The organism is Micromonospora aridisoli (assembly GCF_056150025.1).
In genome coordinates, this window is record NZ_JAXCFK010000008.1 from 61,993 (window position 1) to 82,709 (window position 20,717).

The window sequence follows — 20,717 nt, forward strand, 5'->3', positions numbered from 1 at the left end:
CCAGACCGGGCCGGGCGCACCCAGACCGAGCCGGGCGCACCCAGACCGAGCCGGGCGCACTCAGATCGGGGCCGGGGACACCAGACACCGGGGCCGGGGCGGACCACGGCGCCCAGGGCAGGGCTCAGGCGCCGACCCGGCGCAGCAGGCCCTCCTGCACGGCGCTGGCGATCTGCCGGCCGTCCACGGTGAACATCCGGCCGGTGGCCAGGCCACGCGCTCCCGAGGCGGACGGACTCCAGCAGTCGTAGAGGAACCACTCGTCGGCCCGGAACGGCCGGTGGAACCACAGGGCGTGGTCCAGACTCGCCCCCACCACCCCGCCGGGCCCCCACACCTCGCCGTGCACCGACAGCACCGAGTCGAGCAGGGTCAGGTCGGAGGCGTACGTCAGGGCGCAGGCGTGCAGCAGCGGGTCGTCGGGCAGCTTGCCGTCGATGCGCATCCACACCCGCTGGTGCGGGTCGGCCGGCCGGTCGCCCGGGCGTACCCAGCCGGGCTCGCCGACGTAGCGTACGTCGATCGGTCGGGGAATCTGCCCCCAGATGCCCAGCCGCTCCGGGTACCGGGAGAGCCGGTCGGTCATGGTCGGGACCGACTCCGGCCCGGGCACGTCCGGCGGGAGCGGGGCGTGGTGGTCCAGTCCCTCCTCCGGCCGCTGGAAGGAGGCGGACATGAAGAAGATCGGCTTGCCGTGCTGGAGCGCGACCGAGCGGCGCACCGAGAAGGAGCGGCCGTCGCGGATGTTCTCCACCTCGTACTCGATCGGTTCGGCCGGGTCACCGGCGCGCACGAAGTAGCCGTGCAGCGAGTGGACCACCCGTTCCGGGTCGACGGTGCGGCCGGCGGCGACCAGGGCCTGACCGGCGACCTGGCCGCCGTACACCCGCTGCGGACCGACCGGCGGGCTCATCCCCCGGAACGACATGGCGCCGGTCGGCGCGAGGTCGAGCACCTCCAGGAGCTGATCGACGGCGGCCTGGCCGACGAGGGAACCGTCGGTCACTGCAACGCCCGCGCCGACGCGGCGTCGACCAGCGAGCCGAGCTGGTGCACCCGCAGGGTGTTGGTGGAGCCGGGGGTGCCGGGCGGGCTGCCCGCCACGATCACCACGTAGTCGCCGGGGTTGCCCCGGTTCAGCCCGAGCAGCGCCTGGTCCACCTGGCGGAACATGTCGTCGGTGTGCTGCACGAACGGCATCAGGAACGTTTCCACACCCCAGGAGAGGGCGAGCTGGGCACGCACCTCGGGCACCGGGGTGAAGGCCAGCAGCGGCAGGTCGCAGTGCAGCCGGCTGAGCCGGCGCACGGTGTCACCGGTCTGCGAGAACGCGACCAGCGCCTTGGCGCCGATGGCCCGGGCGATCGAGGAGGCGGCCACGGTCAGCGCGCCGCCGTGCGTACGGGGGTCGTGCTGGAGGCGGGGCACCAGGATGGAGCCGGCCTCGGTGGTGGTGACGATCTTCGACATGGTGCTGACGGTGAGCACCGGGTACTTGCCGACGCTGGTCTCCCCGGAGAGCATCACGGCGTCGGCGCCGTCGAGCACCGCGTTGGCGACGTCGGAGGCCTCGGCCCGGGTCGGCCGCGAATTCTCGATCATGGAGTCGAGCATCTGGGTGGCCACGATGACCGGCTTGGCGTTCTCCCGGCACAGCTGCACCGCGCGCTTCTGCACCAGCGGCACCTCGTCGAGAGGCAGTTCCACGCCGAGGTCGCCGCGGGCCACCATGACCCCGTCGAAGGCCAGCACGATCGCTTCGAGGTGGTCGACCGCCTCCGGCTTCTCGACCTTGGCCAGCACCGGGCGGTGCACGCCGACCTCGCTCATGATCGCGTGGCACAGCTTGATGTCGTCGGCGGAACGGACGAACGACAGGGCGACCAGATCGACACCCAGGCCGAGCGCGAAACGCAGGTCGGCGGCGTCCTTCTCCGACAGGGCGGGCACGCTGACCGCCACGTTGGGCAGCGAGACACCCTTGTTGTTGCTGACCGGACCACCCTCGGTGACCAGCACCCGGATGTCGTTGCCGGTGACGTCGGTGACCTCGACGGCGACCCGGCCGTCGTCGATCAGCAGCCGGTCACCGGGCTTGACCTCCTGCGGCAGCTTGCGGTACGTGCAGGAGACGCGCTCCTTGGTGCCCATGACCTCGTCGCCGGTGATCACGACGGAGTCACCGGTACGCCACTCGTGCGGCCCGTCGGCGAACCGGCCCAACCGGATCTTCGGCCCCTGCAGGTCGGCCAGGATCGCCACCGGCTGACCCGCCGCCTCGGCCGCTTCCCGGACGAGCCGGTACACCGCCTCGTGGTCGGCGTGGCTGCCGTGGCTGAAGTTGAGCCTCGCCACGTTCATGCCGGCTTCGACGAGCCCGCGGATGCGCTCGGGCGACGAGGTGGCGGGGCCAAGAGTGCAGACGATCTTCGCGCGGCGTGTCACGCCCATCAGGCTAGTCTCTCCTCCGGGTCGGACCACCGGCCGACCCCTTGCGCAATGTGGAACAGTTGTCCAACGGCGCGCGCACACGCGCGCAGCCAGCGGGCACAGGCCCCTCCGGACGTCGATGGCGGGCAACGGCGACCGCGCGCCGGAATGGTACGCCCCTGGTGCCAGCGCGTGTGGGGGCGCTCCTGGTGAACAACTGTCGGCGAGCGTCCGACGACCTGGTGTGGATCAAGGCAGATCGGCTCAGCTCTCCGTCTTGACCAGCGGAAACTCCAGCGAGCCGGCCGGGCAGAGGAAGGTCATCACGTCCACCCGGTAGAGACCGGCCTGCACCGCCGGGTCGGCCTCCATCACGCTGCGGACGTCGTCGACCGAACCGGTACGGGCCAGACCGAACCCGAGCGGCGGGTCCGGCTCCCGGGCCGGACCGTCGACCGCACCGGCGACCAGGATGATTCCCCGGCGCTGCATCGCCTGCATGTGACCGGCGTGCTCGGCCTGCAACCGCTGGACGGTCTCGGCCGGCAGGGCCCGTCCGGCAGCGCCCGGATACAGCACGATGCACTCGTACGTGTCGAGCGCGAAATCGACCTGCGGCTCTCCTGGCATGGCTTCCCTTTCCGCGGGCCGCCGACGCCAGGCGGTGCGCGCGGCGGTACCGTCCAGCCTCCCACGGACGGCCCGGCCGCACGGGCGCTCCGCCGATCCCGCCGCCGAGCCGACCCTCGGGTGTCGCCCGCGCGCCGGGTGACCGGTGGGCGGGCGACCGCTACCGTGTGGTCGACGCCTACGGCCGACAGCGGGAGGGTGCATCGGTGCAGGGTCGTGAGCCGGCGGCGGAGCCGCTGCCGTACGCCGAGGTCACCGACGAGGGGTACGCCACCCGGGTCGCGGAGACGTTCGCGGTGCGCCAGTTCGGGCCGGCGGTGCTGCTCAGCGGCGACTGCCCCCGCTGCCAGCACCCGATCAGCTGCCCCATCGTCGGCGAGGTGTACCGGCGGGCGACGCCGGAGTCGGCGGCCGACCCCGGCTACCGCACCCTGCTGTGCAGCTGCGCCGTCGACCATCCGGCCCGCCCCGACGGGCTGACCGGCTGCGGCGCGTACTGGACGGTGACGCTGGAGGTCGGGTCGTGATCCGGCTGCGGCCCGGCCCGCCGGCCACCCCCGCCGACCTGCGTCGGGCGCAGGAGCTGGCCGAGCTGTTGCGCGGCGAGCTGGACCGGGTCCGGGCCGCCGCGCTGGCCTGGCGCAACGGGCTGGGTGGGCTGCTGGTGGCGTTGGTCGGCTTCAGCCTGATCCGAGGTCGCTCCGACGTCAGCACCCTCGCGCCGGGCTGGGGCGCGCTGGTCGGCGTACTGCTGCTGGCGGCGATCGTGGCCGGGGTCGCCGGGGCGTTGGCGCTGCTGCGCGCCGCGCACGGGCCGCTGTCGGTGACCCCGGTCGCCGCGCTGCCACCGGCCCCGCTCGGCGCGCATCAGGAGGCCGTCGCCGCGGCCCGGGCCCTGCGGCTCGGGGTGCTGCTGGTGCTGCTCTGCACCGCGCTGCTGATCGCCGCCGTGGGTGTCACCTGGTACGCCCCCGGCCAGCCCTGAGCCGTCGCGCCGTACGTGGTGCGGACCGGCACCGTCCGGCCGCGCCGCGCGGTCGCCGACCCCGGCTGAGGCGAGCGCACCTGTCACGTTCGGCGAGGCGGCCGGTTCAGGGCCCGATGTGTGCGTAGCCGGCCCAGAGTTCCGGCAGGTCGGGCAGGGCCGCACGGACCTGCCGGACGGCGTGGTGCAGGGCGAACGGGGCCTGCTGCGGATCGAGGCCACCGGGCACCGCCAACGCGCCGTACAACTCCTCGCACAGCTGCACGGTCAGCGCGTCGGAGATGGACCAGAGCGCGCCGACGACGTGCCGGAAACCGGCCAGTTGGAACGCGGTGCCCAGGGTCAGCGCCTCGTCCGGCAGGGCCGCGCCACCACGGGCCGTGTCACAGGCGGAGAGGACCGCGAGCGCGGCCGCGGTGCCGGCGGGGCGCCACAGGTCCCGCACGTGCAGCGGACCGCCGGCCAACGCGAGCCGACCCCGGGCGGGTGCGGCGAGATCCTGGGTGCCGTGACAGCACAGGTGCGCCACGGGCGCGTCCGGCAGTGCGCCGAGCACCCCGGCGGGGGTGGCCCTCGCACCGGTCAACGACGTCACCTCGGGCACGTACCGACGGACGATCGCCTCCTCCCCCGCCGCGCCGGGCAGGTCGGCCAGGCCCGGCGTCCGTGGCATCCCGACGACCAGGGCCGAGGTGACCGGCGTGGTCGGGCCCGACCGGTCCCGACGGGCCCGGACGAGCGTCCGCAGCGAGGCCGTGTACGACGACACCACCCGGTCGAGGACCCCGGCACCACCGCCGAGGGGCGCGGCCGCGTGCAGCGGCAGCAGGGTGAGCAGCCCGGTGGGGCACCACCACAGCCGGGTCGGGTCGGCACCGGGTTCCGGCGGCGCGGCGGCCGCACCCAGCGCGTCCAGCACCGGGGCGGCGACCGCCCGCCAGAGCCAGTCCAGGGTCTCGGGGATCCGGCGCCGGAAGGCGGCCCGGCGACGCTGCGCCTCCGGTCCCGGGTCACCGGTGGGCGCGGTGATCTCGGCGAGGCCGACCAGGAAGTACACGAGCCGCAGTTGCAGCTCGCCGAGGGTCAGCTCGGGCAGCGGCACCACCGCCACCCGTCCCCCGGTGACCAGCAGCGCGTCGCAGCGTCGGGCGGCGACGTTGATCAGTGCCACCGGACCGTTCTCGGCCGCCCGGGCCAGGTCGGCGAAGGGCGGTGGGCGCAGGAACCCGTCGAATCCGGGCAGCTGCCGGATCTCCGCCAGCAGCGCCCGCCGGTGGGTCGCCAGTTCGTGCCGACGTTCCGTCGAGCCGAGGGCCGGTGCCGCCGGTGTCAGCGCGGGTCCGGCTGTGCCGGGCGGCGGATCGAGGTGGTCGAGGGCGGCCTGGAGGGCGGTGAGCCGCTCGGCCAGTTCGGGTGCCCGCGCGCGCAGCGCCGCCAGGTCGGCACCGGCGTCGTGGGCCCGGGTGAGCAGCACCCCACGGCCGTACTCCAGCAGTTCCACCGCGCGTTCCGGCCGGTCGAGCGCGATCGCGACCGCCGCGGCGTCGCCGGCCAGACCCGGGAACTGCCCGAGCAGGCGGCCCTGATCGTCGAGGTCCATGCCGTGCCAGGCGACCAGGTCGAGCAGCTCGATCGCCGTGGCGTAACCCGCCAGGGCCGCCGGCAGGTCGCCGGAGGCGGCGGCGAGACCGGCGTACGCCCGGGCGGTGGTGGCCCGCAGCAGCGACGGCGCCGCCTCGATCGTGGCGGCCTCGCGCAGCGCGGCGACCGCCTCGGCCAGGTCGACCCGCGGCAGGTCGCCGGAGTCGGCCGAGGCGGTGGCGGTGGCGATCTCCTCGACGACGGTGGCCAGGTTGTTCAGGCAGGTCGTCCGCTCCGGATGGTCGACGGGCAGCGCCGCGACCGCCGCCCGGCCCGCCGCCAGCATCTCGTGGGCGTCGCGGGCGTCGCGGCCGGCCCGGAATCTGATCAGCAGCATGTTGCCGAGGTTGGTGAGCAGTCGGTACCGGTCCACCGCGGAGGCGGCTGCCGTCTGTTGTATCTCCCGCAGCAGCGTGATCGCCTCGTCGAGCGCGGCGGTGTCCCCGGTGAGCTGGTGGCGCAGCAGGTGGCTGAGCGCGAGGGTGCCGACGACCCGGAGGCGTACGCCCGGCTCGGCCTCGGACTGCGCCAGGTCGGCCGCCTCCCGCAGCAGCACCACCGCATGGTCGGCGTCGGGCAGCGCGGCCGCTCGGGCCTGCTCCCGCGTGGCGTTGCCGTCGGCCGGCAGCGCCGCGTTGACGACCAGCTCGGTGCGCCGGTTCAGCGCCGATCCCAGGTTGAGCAGGGCCGGCAGCCGGTCCGCGTCCTCGGGGTAGGTCGCCGCCACCGCGCGCCGCAGCACCGCGATCGCCTCGGTGAGGATGTTCAGGTCCTGGGTACGGGCGAAGAGCTCCTGCAACGCCAGCCCCAGGTTCGACAGCCGGACGGGTAGTTTCGCGGGCTCGACCGGGTCCGCCACCGCCTCGCGCAGCTTCGCCACGGCCGCCTCCAGCAGGTCGGGCTCCCCCGCCTGGTCGGCCAGCTCACGCAACAGGTTGCCCAGGTTGTTGAGCAGGTCGGGGCGATCCGGATGATCCGCCGGCAGCAGCCGCTCCGCCTCACCCAGCACGTCACGGGCCTCCCGCAGGGTCGGCACCCCGGCCAGCTCGGTGTGCCAGCGGCTGAGCGTGTACCCGAGGTCGCCGAGGCGTCCGCTCCGCTCCGCCGGGTCGGTCGCCTCGGCCACCGCCGCCCGCAGCAGTCGCACCGCCTCGTCGAGGTCCTCTCTCCGGCGGTGCAGCGCGTAGCGTGCCTCCAGCAGCTTGCCCGTGGCGTGCCGCAGCCCGCCCGGGTCCTGCCCGGCGGACCGGCGACCGGCCGCCGCGACCCGGTACGCCTCGATCGCCGCGTCCAGGTCGGCCGGGTCGGCCCGCCGCCGATGCCGCTCACCGACCAGCCCTGCCAGGGTGACCTGGGCCAGGCCGCCCAGGTCGCCGTCGAGTCCGCCCGCCAGGGCGGCCCGGGTGGCGTCGATCGCCCGGTCCAGGTCGTGGTCGGCGCCGGTCACCAGGAACCGCTCGCCGAGCAGGGACGCGTACACGAAGAACATCCGCGGATCGGCTCCGGTCGGCACCGTCAGGCTGAGCGCGTCGACGGCCCGGTCGAGGTCGGCCGGGTCACGACGGAGGTGCCACCGTTCCCGCAGCCGCTGGCCGAGGTTGGTCCGGGCCAGCGTCCACACCGGCGAGTCGGTGGGCGCGGCGCGGGCCGCGTCGCCGAGCAGATGGATCGACTCGTCCAGCGCCGCGGCGTCGCCCGCCTGCTCGAACCGGTCGCCGAGGACGTTGCCGAGGTTGAACAGCCGGGCCGGCCGCTCCGGGTCGCCGGCCGGGGTCGACGCCAGGCTCTGCCGGTGTGCGTCGATCGCCGCCGGCAGCGACCGCTGCCGGCCCAGGTGCAGGTACTGCTCCCGGTGCACCCGCCCCAACGCGGACAGGTAGCGAAGCCGCTCGGGCGCGCCGGCAGGGGTGCCGGCCAACGCCTGTTCCAGCAGGACCTGCGCCCGGTCGGCCGCCCGGTAGTCACCGGAGAGTTCGGCACCGCCCATCAGGGCGACCGCCTGGCCGAACAGTGCCGCGCCCGGGTCGCCAGCCGGGCCGGGGGCGGTGCGGGCAGCGGGGACGTGTGCGCGCAGCAGCGCCAGCAACGACGGCGGTACCCGCTCCGGCGCCGCACCGAGCAGCAGTTGGGTCAGGCCGACCGCCTGGAGGAGGTCGGGTCCGTCCGAACCCGACGGCAGCACCTGGTACCGGTACCAGTGCAGGCAGGCCAGCAGGAAGAGGGCCTCGACCTCGTGTTCCGTGAGCGACCGGCCACCCGCCCCGTCGAGCAGGTCGTAGAGCGGTCCGGCGTCGCGTAGCGCGTCGGGTTCCAGCACCCGACGGGGATCCTTGGTGGCCCCGAAGCCGTCCAGCCGCTCCCGGAGCCGCCGCACCGGGTCGGGCTTCGATCGCCGCCACATGCCAGCCCTCCCGTCGCAGGCACCGTCCCACACAGGGGTAGCAGGTGAATGACCCGCCCACTAGCACAAAGCCGACCGGGTAGCTTGGGGCTCCGACGGGGCAACGATCCGAAGGGTGGCCCACATGACGACCGAAGCCGGCAGTCGACCCGCGAAGGAGTCCGGCACCTACCGCATCGGTGGTGACCTCCAGGTCGACCGGCTCGGCTACGGCGCGATGCAGATCACCGGCCCCGGGGTGTGGGGTGACCCGAAGGACCCGGCCGAGGCGGTCCGGGTGCTGCGCCGCGCCTACGAGCTGGGGGTGACGTTCATCGACACCGCCGACTCGTACGGGCCGTTCGTCTCCGAGCTGCTGATCCGGGAGGCGCTGCACCCGTACGCCGACGACCTCGTCATCGCGACGAAGGCCGGGTTGACCCGCAGTGGGCCGGGCGACTGGCGGCCGGTGGGCCGACCGGAGTACCTGCGTCAGCAGTGTGAGCTGAGCCTGCGTCATCTCGGGCTGGAGTCGATCGGGCTGTACCAGCTGCACCGCATCGACCCCGCCGTGCCGTTGGCCGACCAGCTGGGTGAGCTGGCGCTGCTGCGCGACGAGGGCAAGATCCGGCACATCGGGCTCTCCGAGGTGACCGTCGAGCAAATCGAGGCGGCCCGCCGCATCGTGCCGATCGTGTCGGTGCAGAACCTGTACAACCTGGCCAACCGCGACGCGGAGGACGTCCTCTCCTACTGCGAACGCAACGACCTGGCGTTCATCCCGTGGTTCCCGATCGCGACCGGCGACCTGGCCCGGCCGGGCGGTCCGCTGGACGCCGTCGCCGCCGAGCACCACGCGACGCCCGCGCAACTGGCCCTGGCCTGGCTGTTGCGCCGGTCGCCGGTCATGCTCCCGATCCCCGGTACGTCGTCGGTGGCGCACCTGGAGGAGAACGTGGCCGCCGCCCTGGTGAAGCTGACCGACGCCGAGTACGACGCGCTCTCCGCCGCCACCGCCTGACCGTTCCGCCGCCACCACGCTGAAGCGGCGGCAGCAACATCGGGGATGTTGCCGCCTCCAGCAGGCCCGGACCCGACAACAACAGGGAAACTGCGGTCTCTGGGACTCCGGGGCACGGGCGGGTGGCGCGGTCTTGCGGCTGGTGCGGTGTCCGGGCGTGCCGCGACCCGGCGAGTCCGTGGAGTCGCCGGGCCGCAACGGGGTCACAGGGCCAGGCAGTCGGGGCGGATCGCGGCGTCGCGCAACGCCTGCCGGATGACGCTGTACGTGGTGCCGTCGAGCACCAGTCCGAGGTGCCCGACGATGCGCAGCGGACACCGGGACTGGATCAGCACGTTGGTCACCCCGTCGGCCAGCTTCGCGTTGTCCACCGGTCGGACCAGTTCGTCCTGCCAGGTACGCACCGTGGTCCAGCGCACCGCGCCCGGGGTGTCGTCTCCCGCGTTGAGGGCGGCCAGGAACGACGACCCGATGGTCATCTGCTGGCAGGCGATCACGCCGGCGCAGCTGCCCAGGCCGAGGAACGCCACGATGTTGGCGACGTACGTGCCGTACTGCGGAGTGCCCAGGCTGACGTACCGTCCGACGGCGTCACCGCCGCCGAGGTTCTTGATGTAGTAGCGGCTGACCAGGCCACCCTGGGAGTGGGCGACCAGGTCCACCTGTGCCGCGCCGGTGGCGGAGCGGACCTGACCGACGAGCCCGCGCAGCCCGGCGGCGGAGGCGGTGATGTCGCCGAGCCCGAGGTTCGGCAGCTCGTACACCCAGACCCGGTAGCCGTCGGCGCGCAGCCGGGCGGCCAACGGCGCGTAGACCGCGGCGAAGCCGCTGAGTCCGCCGACGACGATGACCGGATTGGCGTTGGCCATCGCCTGCAGGCCGTCGGAGGCGGTGGTGGCATCGGGTGCGGGGGCGGTGTGGAGGGTGCCGGAGGTGGGGGTCACCGGGGCCGGGGCGGCCCCGGCGGTGGCCGGTACGGCCAGGACGGCGGCGACCGTGAGGGCGAGGACGGGGACAGCCTTTCGGAGCAGCATCGCTGCACCTCCCAAGGGGATCCCGGGGTTACCGGGTGGAGGCGGTGGGATGTCCGATCGACCGTGAACTGATGATGCGGGTTACGATCCAGAAACGTCAATGAAAAGTTACGCGCGGGTAGCGATTGCCCCACCAGGCATCCCGCGAGCAGCTCCGGCGAGATCGTCCACAAGAGACAGACGCCGCACGCACCGGGTGGGTGCGTGCGGCGTCGAGGTCCGCCCGGGGTCAGCCGGCCGGGGTCACCTCCGGCTCCGGCTCGGGCCGGGCCGGGCCGTTCTTGACGTACGTCGGGTGCAACTGCACCGGCTGCGCCTCCTGCTGCCGGCGCTGCCGGGACCGCACGCGCAGGTTCAGGAACTCCACGAAGATCGAGAAGGCGATCGGGCCGTACACGTAGCCCTTCGGAATGTGCTGGTCGAAGCTCTCGGCGATCAGGGTCGCGCCGATGAGCAGCAGGAACGACAGGGCCAGCATCTTCACCGTCGGATGCTGGTTGACGAACCGGCTGACCGCGCCGGCCGAGACCAGCATGATGATCATCGCGATGACCACGGCGGCCACCATGACGGTGAGTTCGTCGACCATCCCGACCGCGGTGATCACCGAGTCGAGCGAGAAGACCACGTCCAGCACCAGGATCTGCGCGATGACCGAACCGAACGAGACCGCCTTCTTGCCCGACCGGCCGTGGTCGGAGCCCTCCAGGTGCTCATGGATCTCGTACGTCGCCTTGCCGACCAGGAATATCCCGCCGAGCAGCAGGATCAGGTCGCGCCCGGAGATCTCCTGACCCAGCACGGTGAACAGCGGTGCGGTCAGGCCGATGATCCACGACAGCGACGCCAACAGCATCAGGCGGGTGATCAGGGCCAGCGAGATGCCGATCGTCCGGGCACGGGCCTGCTGGTGCTCAGGCAACCGGCCGGACAGGATCGAGATGAACACGACGTTGTCGATGCCCAGCACGATCTCCAGCAGGAGCAGGGTCGCGAACGCGATCCACAGCTCGGGACTGGTCAGGAACTCCATTGGATCCTCGACTCTCACGATCGCCGCCGGGTCGGCACCCGGACCATCGGCTGATCTGCACACCGATGCGTACCGCCCCGACCGCGCCGCCGCAACCCGGCCCGGGGTCACCCACGTCACGGGCGGATCGATGGCATGCTGTGGGCCGTGCGCCGCACCCCATCCCCCGACGAACGGCTCCGGGTCATGCCGTGGTGGCTGGTCCTCGTGGGGCTGCTGCTGGCCGTCCTGCTCGGCTGGTGGGTGCTGCACTGGCTGCTGGGCGAGGCCGACCGCGCCGGCGCGCCGGACACCCGCGCCACGCTGCGGATCGATGCCATCCGCACCGGCCTCACCGTGGTCGCCGGGACCGGTGGTGGGCTGGCCCTGCTGCTCGCCGCCCGACGACAGTGGATCAGCGAGCGGGCGCAGCGGCACCAGGAAGCCGTCGCCGCCGCCGACCAGGCCCATCGCGACCGGGTGCAGGCACACGCCGAGGCGGTCGCCGAGGCCGGGCAGCGGCACCAGGAGCACCAGGCCGAAGCCGCCGCGCACGACGCCGCCGAGCGCCGGCTGACCGAGCTGTACACCCGGGCGGTCGAACTGCTCGGCAACGACAACGCGGCGGTACGCCTCGGCGGCCTGCACGCCCTGGAGCGGCTCGGTCAGGACAATCCGGCGCAGCGTACGACGATCGTGGGGGTGCTCTGCGCGTACCTGCGGATGCCGTCGCCGGACGACGACGCGCGAGAGACGGAAGTACGCCGCAGCGCGCAGCGGGTGTTGACCCGGCACCTGCGCGCGGACGACGACGCCTACTGGCCCGACATGCGGCTGGACCTGAGCGGGGCACGGCTGGACGACTTCGACGCCACCGGCTGCACCCTGGTCGACGCCGACCTGACCGGCGCGCTCTGCACCGGCGTCACCCGCTTCACCGGCGCGACGCTACGCGGCCGGCTGGCGCTCGCCGCCGCCTTCGAGGATCTCCTGCTGGACGGGGTGACCGGCGACGCGACGATCGTGCTGGACGGCGCCCGGGTGACCGGCGGGTTCAGCGCCGACGGAGCCGACATCGGTGGTCGACTGTCGTGCCAGCGGGCCACCCTCGGCGAGACGTCCTGGCGGGGCAGCACGTTCCGCCGCACGGCCACCTTCGACCACACCACCTTCACCGGCAGCGCCAGCTTCCGGGACGCGGTGTTCGTCGGCGGGCTGTCCATGGAGCACACCACCTTCGCCGAGCACGCCGGCTTCCGCCGGACCCGCTTCGCCGACCTGGCCCTGTTCCGCTGGACGGAGTTCGGGGCCGACGCCTCGTTCGCCGACGCCCGCTTCGCCGGGGCGACGAACTTCGGCCGCGCCCGCTTCCACGGCCCCGTCACCTTCGAGGGCGCCACCCTGGCCCACCGCCCCCTGGTCGACCAGGCCCGCGCCACCACGTCAGCCACCCACACCTGGCCCGACAACACCGCCGTGCGCCCCCTCGACGACGACTGGCTCCTCCTCACCGACCCGTAACCCCCTCCCTCCCTCCCTCCCCCCTCCCTCCCCTCCCTCCCCGCCCGCCCCACTCCCGTCGATCATGCAGTTTTGGCACCTGACAAAGGTGGCTGAACGCCGCTTTTCGGGTGCCACAACTGCATGATCGCGTGCGGCGGTGACGGGGTGGTGGGGTCAGCGCCCTTCCAGGACGGTCCACGCCGTTCCGTGCCACCTTGAAACCGGTCGTCACGTTCCGCGATCGAGCGATGACTGTTCCGGGCGTAGGGGCGTACGTCCAGAGTGGGAGGAGCACGGCGCGCCTGGTGACGGTCCATCCCCCGGAACGGTTGGCACGTCCGTGCCGGGGGTCGCCGCCGGGCGAGCAACCGCGGCGACCCCCCATCCCATCCACCGACCAGGGAGGCACCCGTGTCCGTGACGAGGCACGCCAACGCCGTCCCGGCGTCACGCTGGTCGACCCGCCGGACTGCCAGCCCCGGGGCGGACGACACCCGCGAGGACGGGACGCCCCTGGTCACACCCGGCGTCTACCTGCCGACCCGCGACGCCTCACCGCAGTTCGCCAGGCCGATCACGGTCCGGGTGATCCGCGAGCGGACCGACCGGCTCGCCTACGACGGCTGGACCTGGATCGAGGTGTACCAGCTCGACAAGCGCGGCGACGCGATCGACCGCCGCGAGCTGTACGTACGCCCCGACGGGATGCGCCCCGCGCCGCCGCCCTCGACCGCACGCCGCACCCCAGTCCGACGCGGTGCGGCGACGGTCGCCCGATGAGCGCGCCCGCCCGCGAGCACGTGGCCTCCCGCCCGACGTGGCGCTGCCGGACCTGCGGCATCGCCTGGCCCTGCTCCCCGGCGAAGCTGCGCCTGCTCGCCGAACATCGAGGCAACATCCCGGGACTGATGGTCTACCTGGTGACACTCCGCAAGGAAGCCATCGACCAGCTCGTCCGCTTGAACCCCGGCATCCGCCTACCGGACCTGCACAAACGCTTCACCGACCGGGTGCCCGTCCGCCCTGCCCGGCGTCCCGCGCGACAGTGAGTCACACCCGGGACCGTCTCGTCGGAGAACCTGCACCCGACACCACACCCAAGGTCATCGTCCAGGGGACGGCATACGCGCGGCTCAATCATTCGCATCGACGCGTGCTGTTAGCATCACCGCGACGGACGCGTCCCGCACACTCCTGAGGATCCGGCGAACAGATGTCACCCGACGAGCAGGATCCGTATCTGGTTATCGGCGTCGGCCGGGATGCGTCACCGGCGCAGATACGGGAGCGCTACCTCATCCTCGTGCAGGTCTGGCACCCGGACAAGCACCAGTCGAGCCCGGAGAATGTTCGCGAAGAAGCGACCCGGCAGATGCAGCGGATCAACATCGCGTACAAGCTGCTCACCGACGCTCATCAACGCGAGACGCGCGACCGACAGGCCCGACAGGCCGACGAACAGGAACGCGCGAAGCGCCAGCGGCAGGGCAGTGCGGGGCAGGCCCGCGACTGGCAGGCGCAGCAACGCGAGGCACGCGAGCGGGCGGCCCGGGAGCAGCAGGAACGCGAACGGCGGGCCCGAGAACGCGAGGCACGGGAGGCACGCGAGCGGGAGGCCCGAGAGCGCGAGGCGGGCGAACGGGCGGCAGCCGAACGTCGGGCACGCGAACGTGAGGCACGCGAGCGGGAGGCGCGCGAGCATCAGCATCCCAGGGCGCGGTGGACGCACCCCTGGTACGAGCCGGCGAAACTACAAGGGCCGCTGACCATCCACCCGATCTCCATTTCGTTGTCGGATGGCGCGGAGGGGTACACGCTGCTGGCCCGGTCCGAAAGCCAGGGGTCCGTCGTCTTCTTTCCCGGCGCCGATGGCGAACTGCTCCTTTTTCGCTCCGCGGAGGCGTTGCAGCGCTACCTGACCGAGACCGGCTCCCACGAACTGGCCGCCGTTCCCGGTTGGGACGATTTCATGAACTCGGTCCTCAAGACCGGAATCAGTGTTGGCGACGACCTTTCGTTCGACTTCGGGCTGATTCTCTACAACATCAGGAGTCCCGTCACCGCCTGGGTTCCTCGGCTCTTCATCGCCAACCGCGATCTCATTTTCGAGATCGCGGAGGCCTTCGCACTGGACGATGTGCTCGGTCTGCTGAGCGTGGGATCGCCGATCGACACGCTCGACGATCTGATGCGGGTGGTCGACCGGCCGCTTGCCGGCTGGGGCGCGCGCCGCCAGCTCGAATCCTTTCAGTCAGGACTTGCGAGTTCCGCGTGGCGCAAGGTGATCCGCCACGTCGAGAAACGAGTGCGCTGGCTGCGGTGAGCACCCACGCCCGGCCACCCCTGCCTCGTCACGCCCCGCCGTCGATACCTTCCTGAATGGACCGGACGGTCGGCATGAGCGATTCGCTGAACTCCGGGAGCGTCAGCACGTTGACCGCCACGCCGGGCTCGACGAGCCAGAACGCCTGGACTCCGTCGGTCAGACCAGGCAGGTCGCCGTGTTCGAACTCGACCAGCGCCCACTCGGCGGGGTCGCGCTCGTGGTAGTCGCCGAGGAACTCCCGCAGGGCGGTCAGATCGACCAGCCGCTCCCCACGCAGCACGTGGACCCGCAGGTCCACCCGGTGGCCGTCGGGGACCTGCCGCTCCCAGATCCGGGTGGCGAAGCGTACGTCGTCCCACTCGCTGGCGAAGTCCGACACCTCCTCGCCGACCCCGTCCGGCACCTGCCCGATGTGGAAGCCGTCCAGCACCCCGCCGTCACGCGTCTCGTCGCCCATCCCACCGCCTCGATCGCACGGATTGTTCCAGCGTCAGTTGCCCAGTGCCCGTACCTTGGCGATCGTCTCCTGGACGTGCTGCCGGGCCGGCTCGTGCCCCTGGGCGGCCTGGGCCAGCGCCTGCCGGTACGAGTCGATCATGCCGATCAGCGGACCGGCGGCGACGCCCTGCAGGGCCCCGGCGACGAGCTGGCGTGCCTCGGCCGCGTCCTGGGCCGCGGCGGCCGTCTTCGCCTTGGCCTCGTCCAGCTTCTGCGCTGCCGCCGCCAGCCTGGCGATCATCTCCGCTGCGCTCACACGCCCTCCCACGATCGCACCGAACCGGCGTCGCCGCCCTCACCCGATCGGCGACCACACAGGAGGGTACGAGATCCACCCACCCATCGCGACCACCAGACCGCGCCAGGCTAGTAGGTTTGGGTGCACGTGTTGTCGCTGGAGCGACAACTGGTGCACCCAAAGCCCGGCAGTCGCCCGGCACCGGCCGCAATCGACGACAGCCGGCGAGGTGCTGCACTGCCGGCCGGTCGTGCTCGCCGGGCAGCCTCCGCGAGCCGTCTCCGCTATCAGCGCGACAGCGCCCAGGCGCCGACACCGTCGCCCGCCGCGCACGCCGTCCGCGCAACCACGCCCGGATCAGCGCATGGCACGGAAGAGCAGCAGGTAGCCGCAGTAGGCGAGCGGAACCGCCAGGAAGCAGAGCAGGAAACCCAGGACCGGATAGCGGGGCGGGGTGGCGGCGCCGACGGCGGGTCGGCCCCAGCGGCCGAGTACCAGCCACCCGCCGATCAGTGACACGGCGGGCAGGCCGGCGCACGTCCAGGCGTAGAGGGTGCCCGGACCGACCACCCCGACGCCGGAGGCGAGCACCATCACCAGCATGAGCAGCACCGACACGCCCGCGAAGGCGAGGTAGACGGCGACCGCCCGGGCCATCGGTGACCACGTCGGCAGCAGCGCCGGCCGCTGGGCGAGCAGTTCCGCCTGCTGTCCGTGCCGATCGGCCTCGTCGGCCCAGCGCCGGGCCAGTTCCAGTTCCGCCGCCGGGTCGACCTCACCGGCGCGCGGTGCCGGCACCCCCGCCGCCGTCGTGCTCACCGCCACCGGCAGCGCCCGGCCCGCCGCCCCGCCACCCACCGGGGAGTACGCCCCGACCTCCGGCCGCCCCGGCGCGGCGGCTGCGCCGCCGTCCGACCCCGTCCCCGGTGTCGGGGCGCCCGACGGGTGCGGCGGCAGCGGCGGATTCGTCGTGCCGGCCGTCGAACCCGCCGATGACCCCGGCGGGCCCGACACCGGCGGACCCGACCCCGGCGGACCCGACACCGGCGGACCCCATGCCGGTGGGCCGGAGACCGGGGGTGCGGCTGGCGGGCCGGCGGTGGCCCGTGCGACGCCGATGGTGCGGCCGAGGTGGTCGAGGCGCTGTCCCTGGGCGACCAGCCGACGGTCGAGGTAGTCCACGGCGGCGCCGAGATCCCGCCGCCGATCGGCCTCGGCGGCGGCGCCCTGTTCCCCGGCGCGCTGCTGCACGGCGAGGTGGCGGGCCAGCGCGGCGTACTCGTCGAAGGTGGACACGCCTCACTCCTGCCCGTCGGAGGGGTGATCGTCACGGGCGAACGGCACGATCAGCCGGACCCGCTGGTCGTGCCGGTCGATCAACAGTGCCCGGTCGGCGCGAGGGGTGTACGCCAGGTCGTGCACGCCGAGGTGCAGGCCGAGATCCGGTCCGGGCACGTTCAGGGCGACCAGGCAGGCGACGTCGTCGCGGTTCTGCGTGCCACCAAGGTCGTCGGCGAGCCGGCGCAGGCCGCGCCACCAGCCGAGCAGGTGCACTCCGTGGCCGGGCCCCTGACGCAGCAGCACCCGCAGGTCGTCGTGACCGGAACGGAACGAGGTGGGGTCGCTCTCGCCGAGCAGGCCGGCGGCGGCGTCCATGCCGAACACCACCAGGTAGGTGCGCCCCGCCGACCCGGCGTCCGGACCCGGCGGCACACCAACCGGACCCGACGGCACACCAACCGGACCCGCCGATGCGGCATCTGGCGCGGTCGGGGCGGCGGCGTCCCCGGCAGGTGGTGGCGGTGCACCACCGGGCCGGTGCCCGCCGGCGAGGCCGGTGGCGAGGGTACCGATCCGGTCGCGCAGCGCGGCGGCGTCGAGGCGCTGCACCCGGTGCCCGGCGGCAGCCAGCGTTGCGGCGGTGTCGTCGGCCGCCGCGTCGGCGGCGGCGACCAGCGGGGCGAGCAGGAACGCCGCCTCGCCGGGGGCGTGCTGGCGGGCCAGGCTCAGGGTCGCCGCCCGCAGCACCTCGGCACCGGCGGACGAGGTGCCCACCACGGCCAGGTGCCGTCCCGGTGCGGTGTCCATGATGAACAGCGCGGTGGTGCCGTCCACGTCGACGGTGCGGCCGACCAAGGCCAGCGGACGCCGGCCGCCGGGACGCAACCCGGCGAAGGTGGCGTCGTCCTCGACGCGGGCGGTGTCGTAGCCCCGGAACACCGACGGCGGGCGGGCACCCGACGGACGGTCGTGCCACAGCTCGTGGCGCAGCCGGGTCAGCTCGCCGGTCGCGGCGTGTGCGTCGGGGAAGCGGATCACGGTGTTCGCGCCGGGCGCGCCGGCGGCGGTGTTCACCACGGCCGAGCCGACCGGCAGCGTCGCCGCCGCATCGTTGAGCTGGTCGAGCACTCCCCCGCCGCCGGGCAGCGCCACGCGGAGCGCGAACTGTCCGAAGACCGCCTCGGCGCGGCCGTAGAGCGCCTCGATCCCCGTCGTGCTCTGGCTGGCCAGTACCAGGTGCACGCCGTACGAGCGACCCTTGCGCGCCAACTCCTCCAGCAGGTCCACCGACTCGCGGGCCAGCGGGTCGTTGCCGGCCAGCAGCACGTGGAACTCGTCGATCACGGCGACGATCCGGGGCACCGTGGTGTCGGCGGGCAGGTCGGCGAGCTTGGTGACGCCGTGCCGCTTGAGGGCGGTGGCCCGCCGGTGCAGTTCGCGGCGCAGTTCGCGCAGCACCGCCACGCCGTACTCCCGGTCGCTTTCGATGCCGACGGCACGGGCGTGCGGCAGCCAGGACGGGTCGCGCTCGGTGGGCACGAACTCGGTGAAGCTCACCCCCTCCTTGAAGTCGAGGAGGTAGAGCTGCAGCTCGGCCGGAGAGTAGCGGGCGGCCAGCCCGTAGAGCACGTCGAGCAGGAAGACGGTCTTGCCGGCGCCGGTGCGCCCGCCGACCAGCCAGTGCGGGGTGACGTCGTCGAAGGCCATGGTCACCGGGTCGCGTCCGGCGCGGCCCACCACGGTGCGCAGACCCGCCCGCGCGGAGGCGGTCCACCGCTGCCCGGGCAGCAGGTCGGCGAAGCCGATCGTCGCGCCACGCCGGGCGGCCTCGCCCAGGTGGGTGGCGAGCGCGGCGACGGAGGCCGGCGGCGGGTCACCGTCGAGGACCACCGGGGCGGCCAGGCCACTGCCGTCGGCGCTGAACGGCGCGCCGGGCGGGTCGCCGACCCGGGCGTACCCGTCGGTCAGCCGCAGCATGGTGGTGGCGCCCAGCGGCGGGGCCGACTCGCCGGGCCCGGCCGACGGCCAGCCGCCGAGCAGCACGCAGACGGCTGCGGCCGGGCCGGCGTGGGTGAGCGCGGCCAGCCGGGCGGCCTCGCGGGGGGACGGCACGGACGCGGCGACGAGCACCAGCAGGTCCTGATCCGGCCGGTCGGCCTGACGGGCGGTGCGGGCGTGCCGTTCGGCGGCGTCGAGCAGCGCGGTGACCTCCGCCTCGGTGGTGGCGGGCGGGTCGACGACACCGGCGTCGAGCAGTGGTCGCAGGGGACCGAAGGTGGCGCCGAGGGCGGCCGTGTCCAGCGCGGCGACCCGGACGCCGCCGGGCGCGGCGGTGGCCAGCAGCCGCAGCACGAGGGCCCGCAGCAGGCCGGCGACCGCCGGATGACGGGCGTCGCCGTCGATTGCCAGGTGATGCCCGGCGCCCAACGGCAGCAGGACCGGGAAGCCGCCGGCGGCGGTGACGGCCTCCCCGACGCGTACCGGGACGGGTCCCCGGGTCAGTGAGGTGCCGGGGGTCGGGGTGGCCAACGCGGTGCCGACCCGGGCGAGCCGGGCCAGCAGGTCGGCGTCGACCGCCGGGGCGGGTGCGGTGGCGACGTTCAGCGCGGCACGGGCGGAGTCGAGGTGGGCGCGTGCGGCCCGGTGGGCGTTGACCGCCTGCTCGTACGCCGACGCGAGCTTGCCCAAACCCCTGCCCCTCACCGCCGAGCGCCCCTGGTCGCAGAAACCCTAACGGACGGCGGCGATGCCGGCACAGTCCGAACCGGACGTGTCGGTCGGCATGTCAACCAGCCACCGGCACCCGCCGCGCGGTGCCGCCGCGACGCCGGCAGTGACTACCGGCGCAACGGCGGCAACGGCGCACGGCGGCCGACGGTCCGGCCGGGACCGTCGGCCGCAGGGGCTCGGTCAGCCGGTGACCGCGTTGAGCGCCGGCAGGTAGCCGTAGCGGTAGCCGTCGGCGTTCGGGTGGTACGCCTCGATGACCCCGGAGACGTCCCGGATCCACGGCTGGGCGCCGCAGACGCCGTGGCCGGCGAAGGTGGGTCGGGTGTCGGCGAAGGTGGCGCCGGCCGCGGCGGCCCGGTCGGCGGTGACGGTGGCGAGGACGTCGGCGGCCTCGTTGAGGATGGTGCGCTTGTAGCTGCTCATCGCCAGCAGGCCGCAGGAGCCGGTCTCGAACAGCCGTGGGTAGCCGAGCACGATCAGCCGGGCGTTGGGGGCCCGCTCCCGGATGGCGGCGTAGGTGCGGTCCAGCCGCGCCGGCAGCGTGCCGGTGGCGAACGCCTTCGCGGCGTTGACCGCGTTGGTGCAGGTGGAGGTGCTGCCGAACCGGCAGCTGGTCATCACGTCGGCGAAACCGGCGTCGTTACCGCCGATGGTGATGGTGACCATGGTGGTGGTGGCGCTCAGCGAGCCCAACTGGTTGTTGAGCACGTCGGCGGTGACCGCGCCGCCGCAGGCGGGGAAGCGGAAGCTGGCCACGTTGTTGGCGGCGGCCCACAGTGGCGCGTAGGACTTCTGGCTGCGCAGGCAGGTGGACAGGTCGTACGGTCCGGCACCGACGCCCGAGGAGTACGAGTCGCCGAGGGCGACGTAGTGGATCGGCGCGGCGGCCTGGGCGACGCCGGGGACGGCCAGCGCGCCGATGGTGGCGGTGAGGAGGGCGACCAGCGCGGTCAGGGCGCGGGCCAGCGGACGGTGTGGCATGACGGACCTCCACGGGGGTGGTGGTGG

18 protein-coding genes are annotated in these 20,717 nt (G+C 73.6%); 7 read left to right on the plus strand and 11 right to left on the minus strand.

The features are described from left to right. Nucleotides 1–124: 124 nt before the first annotated feature. From SM447_RS18030 to SM447_RS18040, 3 genes are all read right to left on the minus strand, one after another. The gene (locus tag SM447_RS18030) at nt 125–1,006 is read right to left on the minus strand and encodes an acyl-CoA thioesterase (RefSeq protein ID WP_474573984.1); all 882 of its coding nucleotides are present in this window, start codon (nt 1,004–1,006) and stop codon (nt 125–127) included. Then, nucleotides 1,003–2,451, minus strand: coding sequence for a pyruvate kinase (gene pyk / locus SM447_RS18035; protein WP_474573985.1), 1,449 nt, complete (start codon nt 2,449–2,451; stop codon nt 1,003–1,005). Before pyk ends, SM447_RS18030 begins: the two co-directional genes overlap by 4 nt. A gap of 243 nt (nt 2,452–2,694) precedes the next feature. Next, the gene (locus tag SM447_RS18040; protein ID WP_474573986.1) at nt 2,695–3,060 is read right to left on the minus strand and encodes a YciI family protein; all 366 of its coding nucleotides are present in this window, start codon (nt 3,058–3,060) and stop codon (nt 2,695–2,697) included. A gap of 206 nt (nt 3,061–3,266) precedes the next feature. Between SM447_RS18040 and SM447_RS18045 the strand changes: the two genes are divergently transcribed. Together SM447_RS18045 and SM447_RS18050 are read left to right on the plus strand one after the other, a co-directional pair. Further along, nucleotides 3,267–3,587: a hypothetical protein gene (locus tag SM447_RS18045; protein ID WP_474573987.1), complete on the plus strand. Its 321-nt coding sequence runs from the start codon at nt 3,267–3,269 to the stop codon at nt 3,585–3,587. Continuing rightward, nucleotides 3,584–4,045 carry a hypothetical protein gene (locus SM447_RS18050; protein ID WP_474573988.1) on the plus strand — a complete coding sequence of 154 codons (462 nt, stop codon included), beginning with the start codon at nt 3,584–3,586 and terminating at the stop codon, nt 4,043–4,045. Before SM447_RS18045 ends, SM447_RS18050 begins: the two co-directional genes overlap by 4 nt. A gap of 106 nt (nt 4,046–4,151) precedes the next feature. Here the strand turns inward: SM447_RS18050 and SM447_RS18055 are convergent, their stop codons facing one another. Beyond that, nucleotides 4,152–8,087 carry a CHAT domain-containing protein gene (locus SM447_RS18055; protein WP_474573989.1) on the minus strand — a complete coding sequence of 1,312 codons (3,936 nt, stop codon included), beginning with the start codon at nt 8,085–8,087 and terminating at the stop codon, nt 4,152–4,154. A gap of 124 nt (nt 8,088–8,211) precedes the next feature. Here SM447_RS18055 and SM447_RS18060 point away from each other — a divergent pair, with 124 nt between their 5' ends. Continuing rightward, a complete protein-coding gene (locus SM447_RS18060) occupies nt 8,212–9,087 on the plus strand; it encodes an aldo/keto reductase (RefSeq protein WP_474573990.1) in 876 nt (291 codons plus the stop codon). 203 nt (nt 9,088–9,290) lie between these two features. On the opposite strand, the gene SM447_RS18065 is transcribed toward SM447_RS18060, so the two are convergent. Together SM447_RS18065 and SM447_RS18070 are read right to left on the minus strand one after the other, a co-directional pair. After that, the gene (locus SM447_RS18065) at nt 9,291–10,121 is read right to left on the minus strand and encodes an esterase/lipase family protein (protein ID WP_474573991.1); all 831 of its coding nucleotides are present in this window, start codon (nt 10,119–10,121) and stop codon (nt 9,291–9,293) included. A 229-nt stretch (nt 10,122–10,350) separates the two neighbouring features. After that, nucleotides 10,351–11,154, minus strand: a complete 804-nt coding sequence (locus SM447_RS18070) for a TerC family protein (protein WP_474573992.1) — start codon at nt 11,152–11,154, stop codon at nt 10,351–10,353. A gap of 147 nt (nt 11,155–11,301) precedes the next feature. On the opposite strand from SM447_RS18070, the gene SM447_RS18075 reads away from it, so the two are divergent. The 4 genes from SM447_RS18075 to SM447_RS18090 all read left to right on the plus strand — a co-directional run bounded on the left by SM447_RS18075 (nt 11,302) and on the right by SM447_RS18090 (nt 14,959). Then, nucleotides 11,302–12,654 (plus strand): pentapeptide repeat-containing protein, encoded by a 1,353-nt coding sequence (locus tag SM447_RS18075; protein ID WP_474573993.1) that lies wholly within the window; start codon nt 11,302–11,304, stop codon nt 12,652–12,654. Between the two features lie 393 nt (nt 12,655–13,047). Then, nucleotides 13,048–13,416, plus strand: a complete 369-nt coding sequence (locus SM447_RS18080) for a hypothetical protein (protein WP_474573994.1) — start codon at nt 13,048–13,050, stop codon at nt 13,414–13,416. Continuing rightward, entirely contained in the window at nt 13,413–13,685 is a 273-nt protein-coding gene (locus SM447_RS18085) for a flavin reductase (protein ID WP_474573995.1), read from the plus strand. The genes SM447_RS18080 and SM447_RS18085 overlap by 4 nt, the downstream gene beginning before the upstream one ends. Nucleotides 13,686–13,849: 164 nt before the next feature. Then, on the plus strand, nt 13,850–14,959 hold the full coding sequence (locus tag SM447_RS18090; RefSeq protein ID WP_474573996.1) for a J domain-containing protein: 1,110 nt from the start codon (nt 13,850–13,852) through the stop codon (nt 14,957–14,959). A gap of 28 nt (nt 14,960–14,987) precedes the next feature. On the opposite strand, the gene SM447_RS18095 is transcribed toward SM447_RS18090, so the two are convergent. The 5 genes from SM447_RS18095 to SM447_RS18115 all read right to left on the minus strand — a co-directional run bounded on the left by SM447_RS18095 (nt 14,988) and on the right by SM447_RS18115 (nt 20,690). After that, nucleotides 14,988–15,419 (minus strand): hypothetical protein, encoded by a 432-nt coding sequence (locus SM447_RS18095; RefSeq protein ID WP_474573997.1) that lies wholly within the window; start codon nt 15,417–15,419, stop codon nt 14,988–14,990. A gap of 33 nt (nt 15,420–15,452) precedes the next feature. Then, nucleotides 15,453–15,716: a DUF6244 family protein gene (locus SM447_RS18100; protein WP_474573998.1), complete on the minus strand. Its 264-nt coding sequence runs from the start codon at nt 15,714–15,716 to the stop codon at nt 15,453–15,455. A gap of 339 nt (nt 15,717–16,055) precedes the next feature. Beyond that, the gene (locus SM447_RS18105) at nt 16,056–16,994 is read right to left on the minus strand and encodes a hypothetical protein (protein WP_474573999.1); all 939 of its coding nucleotides are present in this window, start codon (nt 16,992–16,994) and stop codon (nt 16,056–16,058) included. Nucleotides 16,995–16,997: 3 nt separating this feature from the next. Beyond that, the gene (locus SM447_RS18110; protein WP_474574000.1) at nt 16,998–19,667 is read right to left on the minus strand and encodes an FtsK/SpoIIIE domain-containing protein; all 2,670 of its coding nucleotides are present in this window, start codon (nt 19,665–19,667) and stop codon (nt 16,998–17,000) included. 222 nt (nt 19,668–19,889) lie between these two features. Then, a complete protein-coding gene (locus tag SM447_RS18115; protein WP_474574001.1) occupies nt 19,890–20,690 on the minus strand; it encodes an SGNH/GDSL hydrolase family protein in 801 nt (266 codons plus the stop codon). Between the last annotated feature and the right edge of the window lie 27 nt (nt 20,691–20,717).

Excerpts from the sequence above, each read along its gene's own strand:
- SM447_RS18085 (WP_474573995.1), top strand. The coding sequence starts at position 13,413 with ATGAGCGCGCCCGCCCGCGAGCACGTGGCCTCCCGCCCGACGTGGCGC.
- SM447_RS18055 (WP_474573989.1), bottom strand. The coding sequence starts at position 8,087 with ATGTGGCGGCGATCGAAGCCCGACCCGGTGCGGCGGCTCCGGGAGCGG.
- SM447_RS18065 (WP_474573991.1), bottom strand. The coding sequence starts at position 10,121 with ATGCTGCTCCGAAAGGCTGTCCCCGTCCTCGCCCTCACGGTCGCCGCC.
- SM447_RS18060 (WP_474573990.1), top strand. The coding sequence starts at position 8,212 with ATGACGACCGAAGCCGGCAGTCGACCCGCGAAGGAGTCCGGCACCTAC.
- pyk (WP_474573985.1), bottom strand. The coding sequence starts at position 2,451 with ATGGGCGTGACACGCCGCGCGAAGATCGTCTGCACTCTTGGCCCCGCC.
- SM447_RS18095 (WP_474573997.1), bottom strand. The coding sequence starts at position 15,419 with ATGGGCGACGAGACGCGTGACGGCGGGGTGCTGGACGGCTTCCACATC.
- SM447_RS18090 (WP_474573996.1), top strand. The coding sequence starts at position 13,850 with ATGTCACCCGACGAGCAGGATCCGTATCTGGTTATCGGCGTCGGCCGG.
- SM447_RS18070 (WP_474573992.1), bottom strand. The coding sequence starts at position 11,154 with ATGGAGTTCCTGACCAGTCCCGAGCTGTGGATCGCGTTCGCGACCCTG.
- SM447_RS18115 (WP_474574001.1), bottom strand. The coding sequence starts at position 20,690 with ATGCCACACCGTCCGCTGGCCCGCGCCCTGACCGCGCTGGTCGCCCTC.
- SM447_RS18040 (WP_474573986.1), bottom strand. The coding sequence starts at position 3,060 with ATGCCAGGAGAGCCGCAGGTCGATTTCGCGCTCGACACGTACGAGTGC.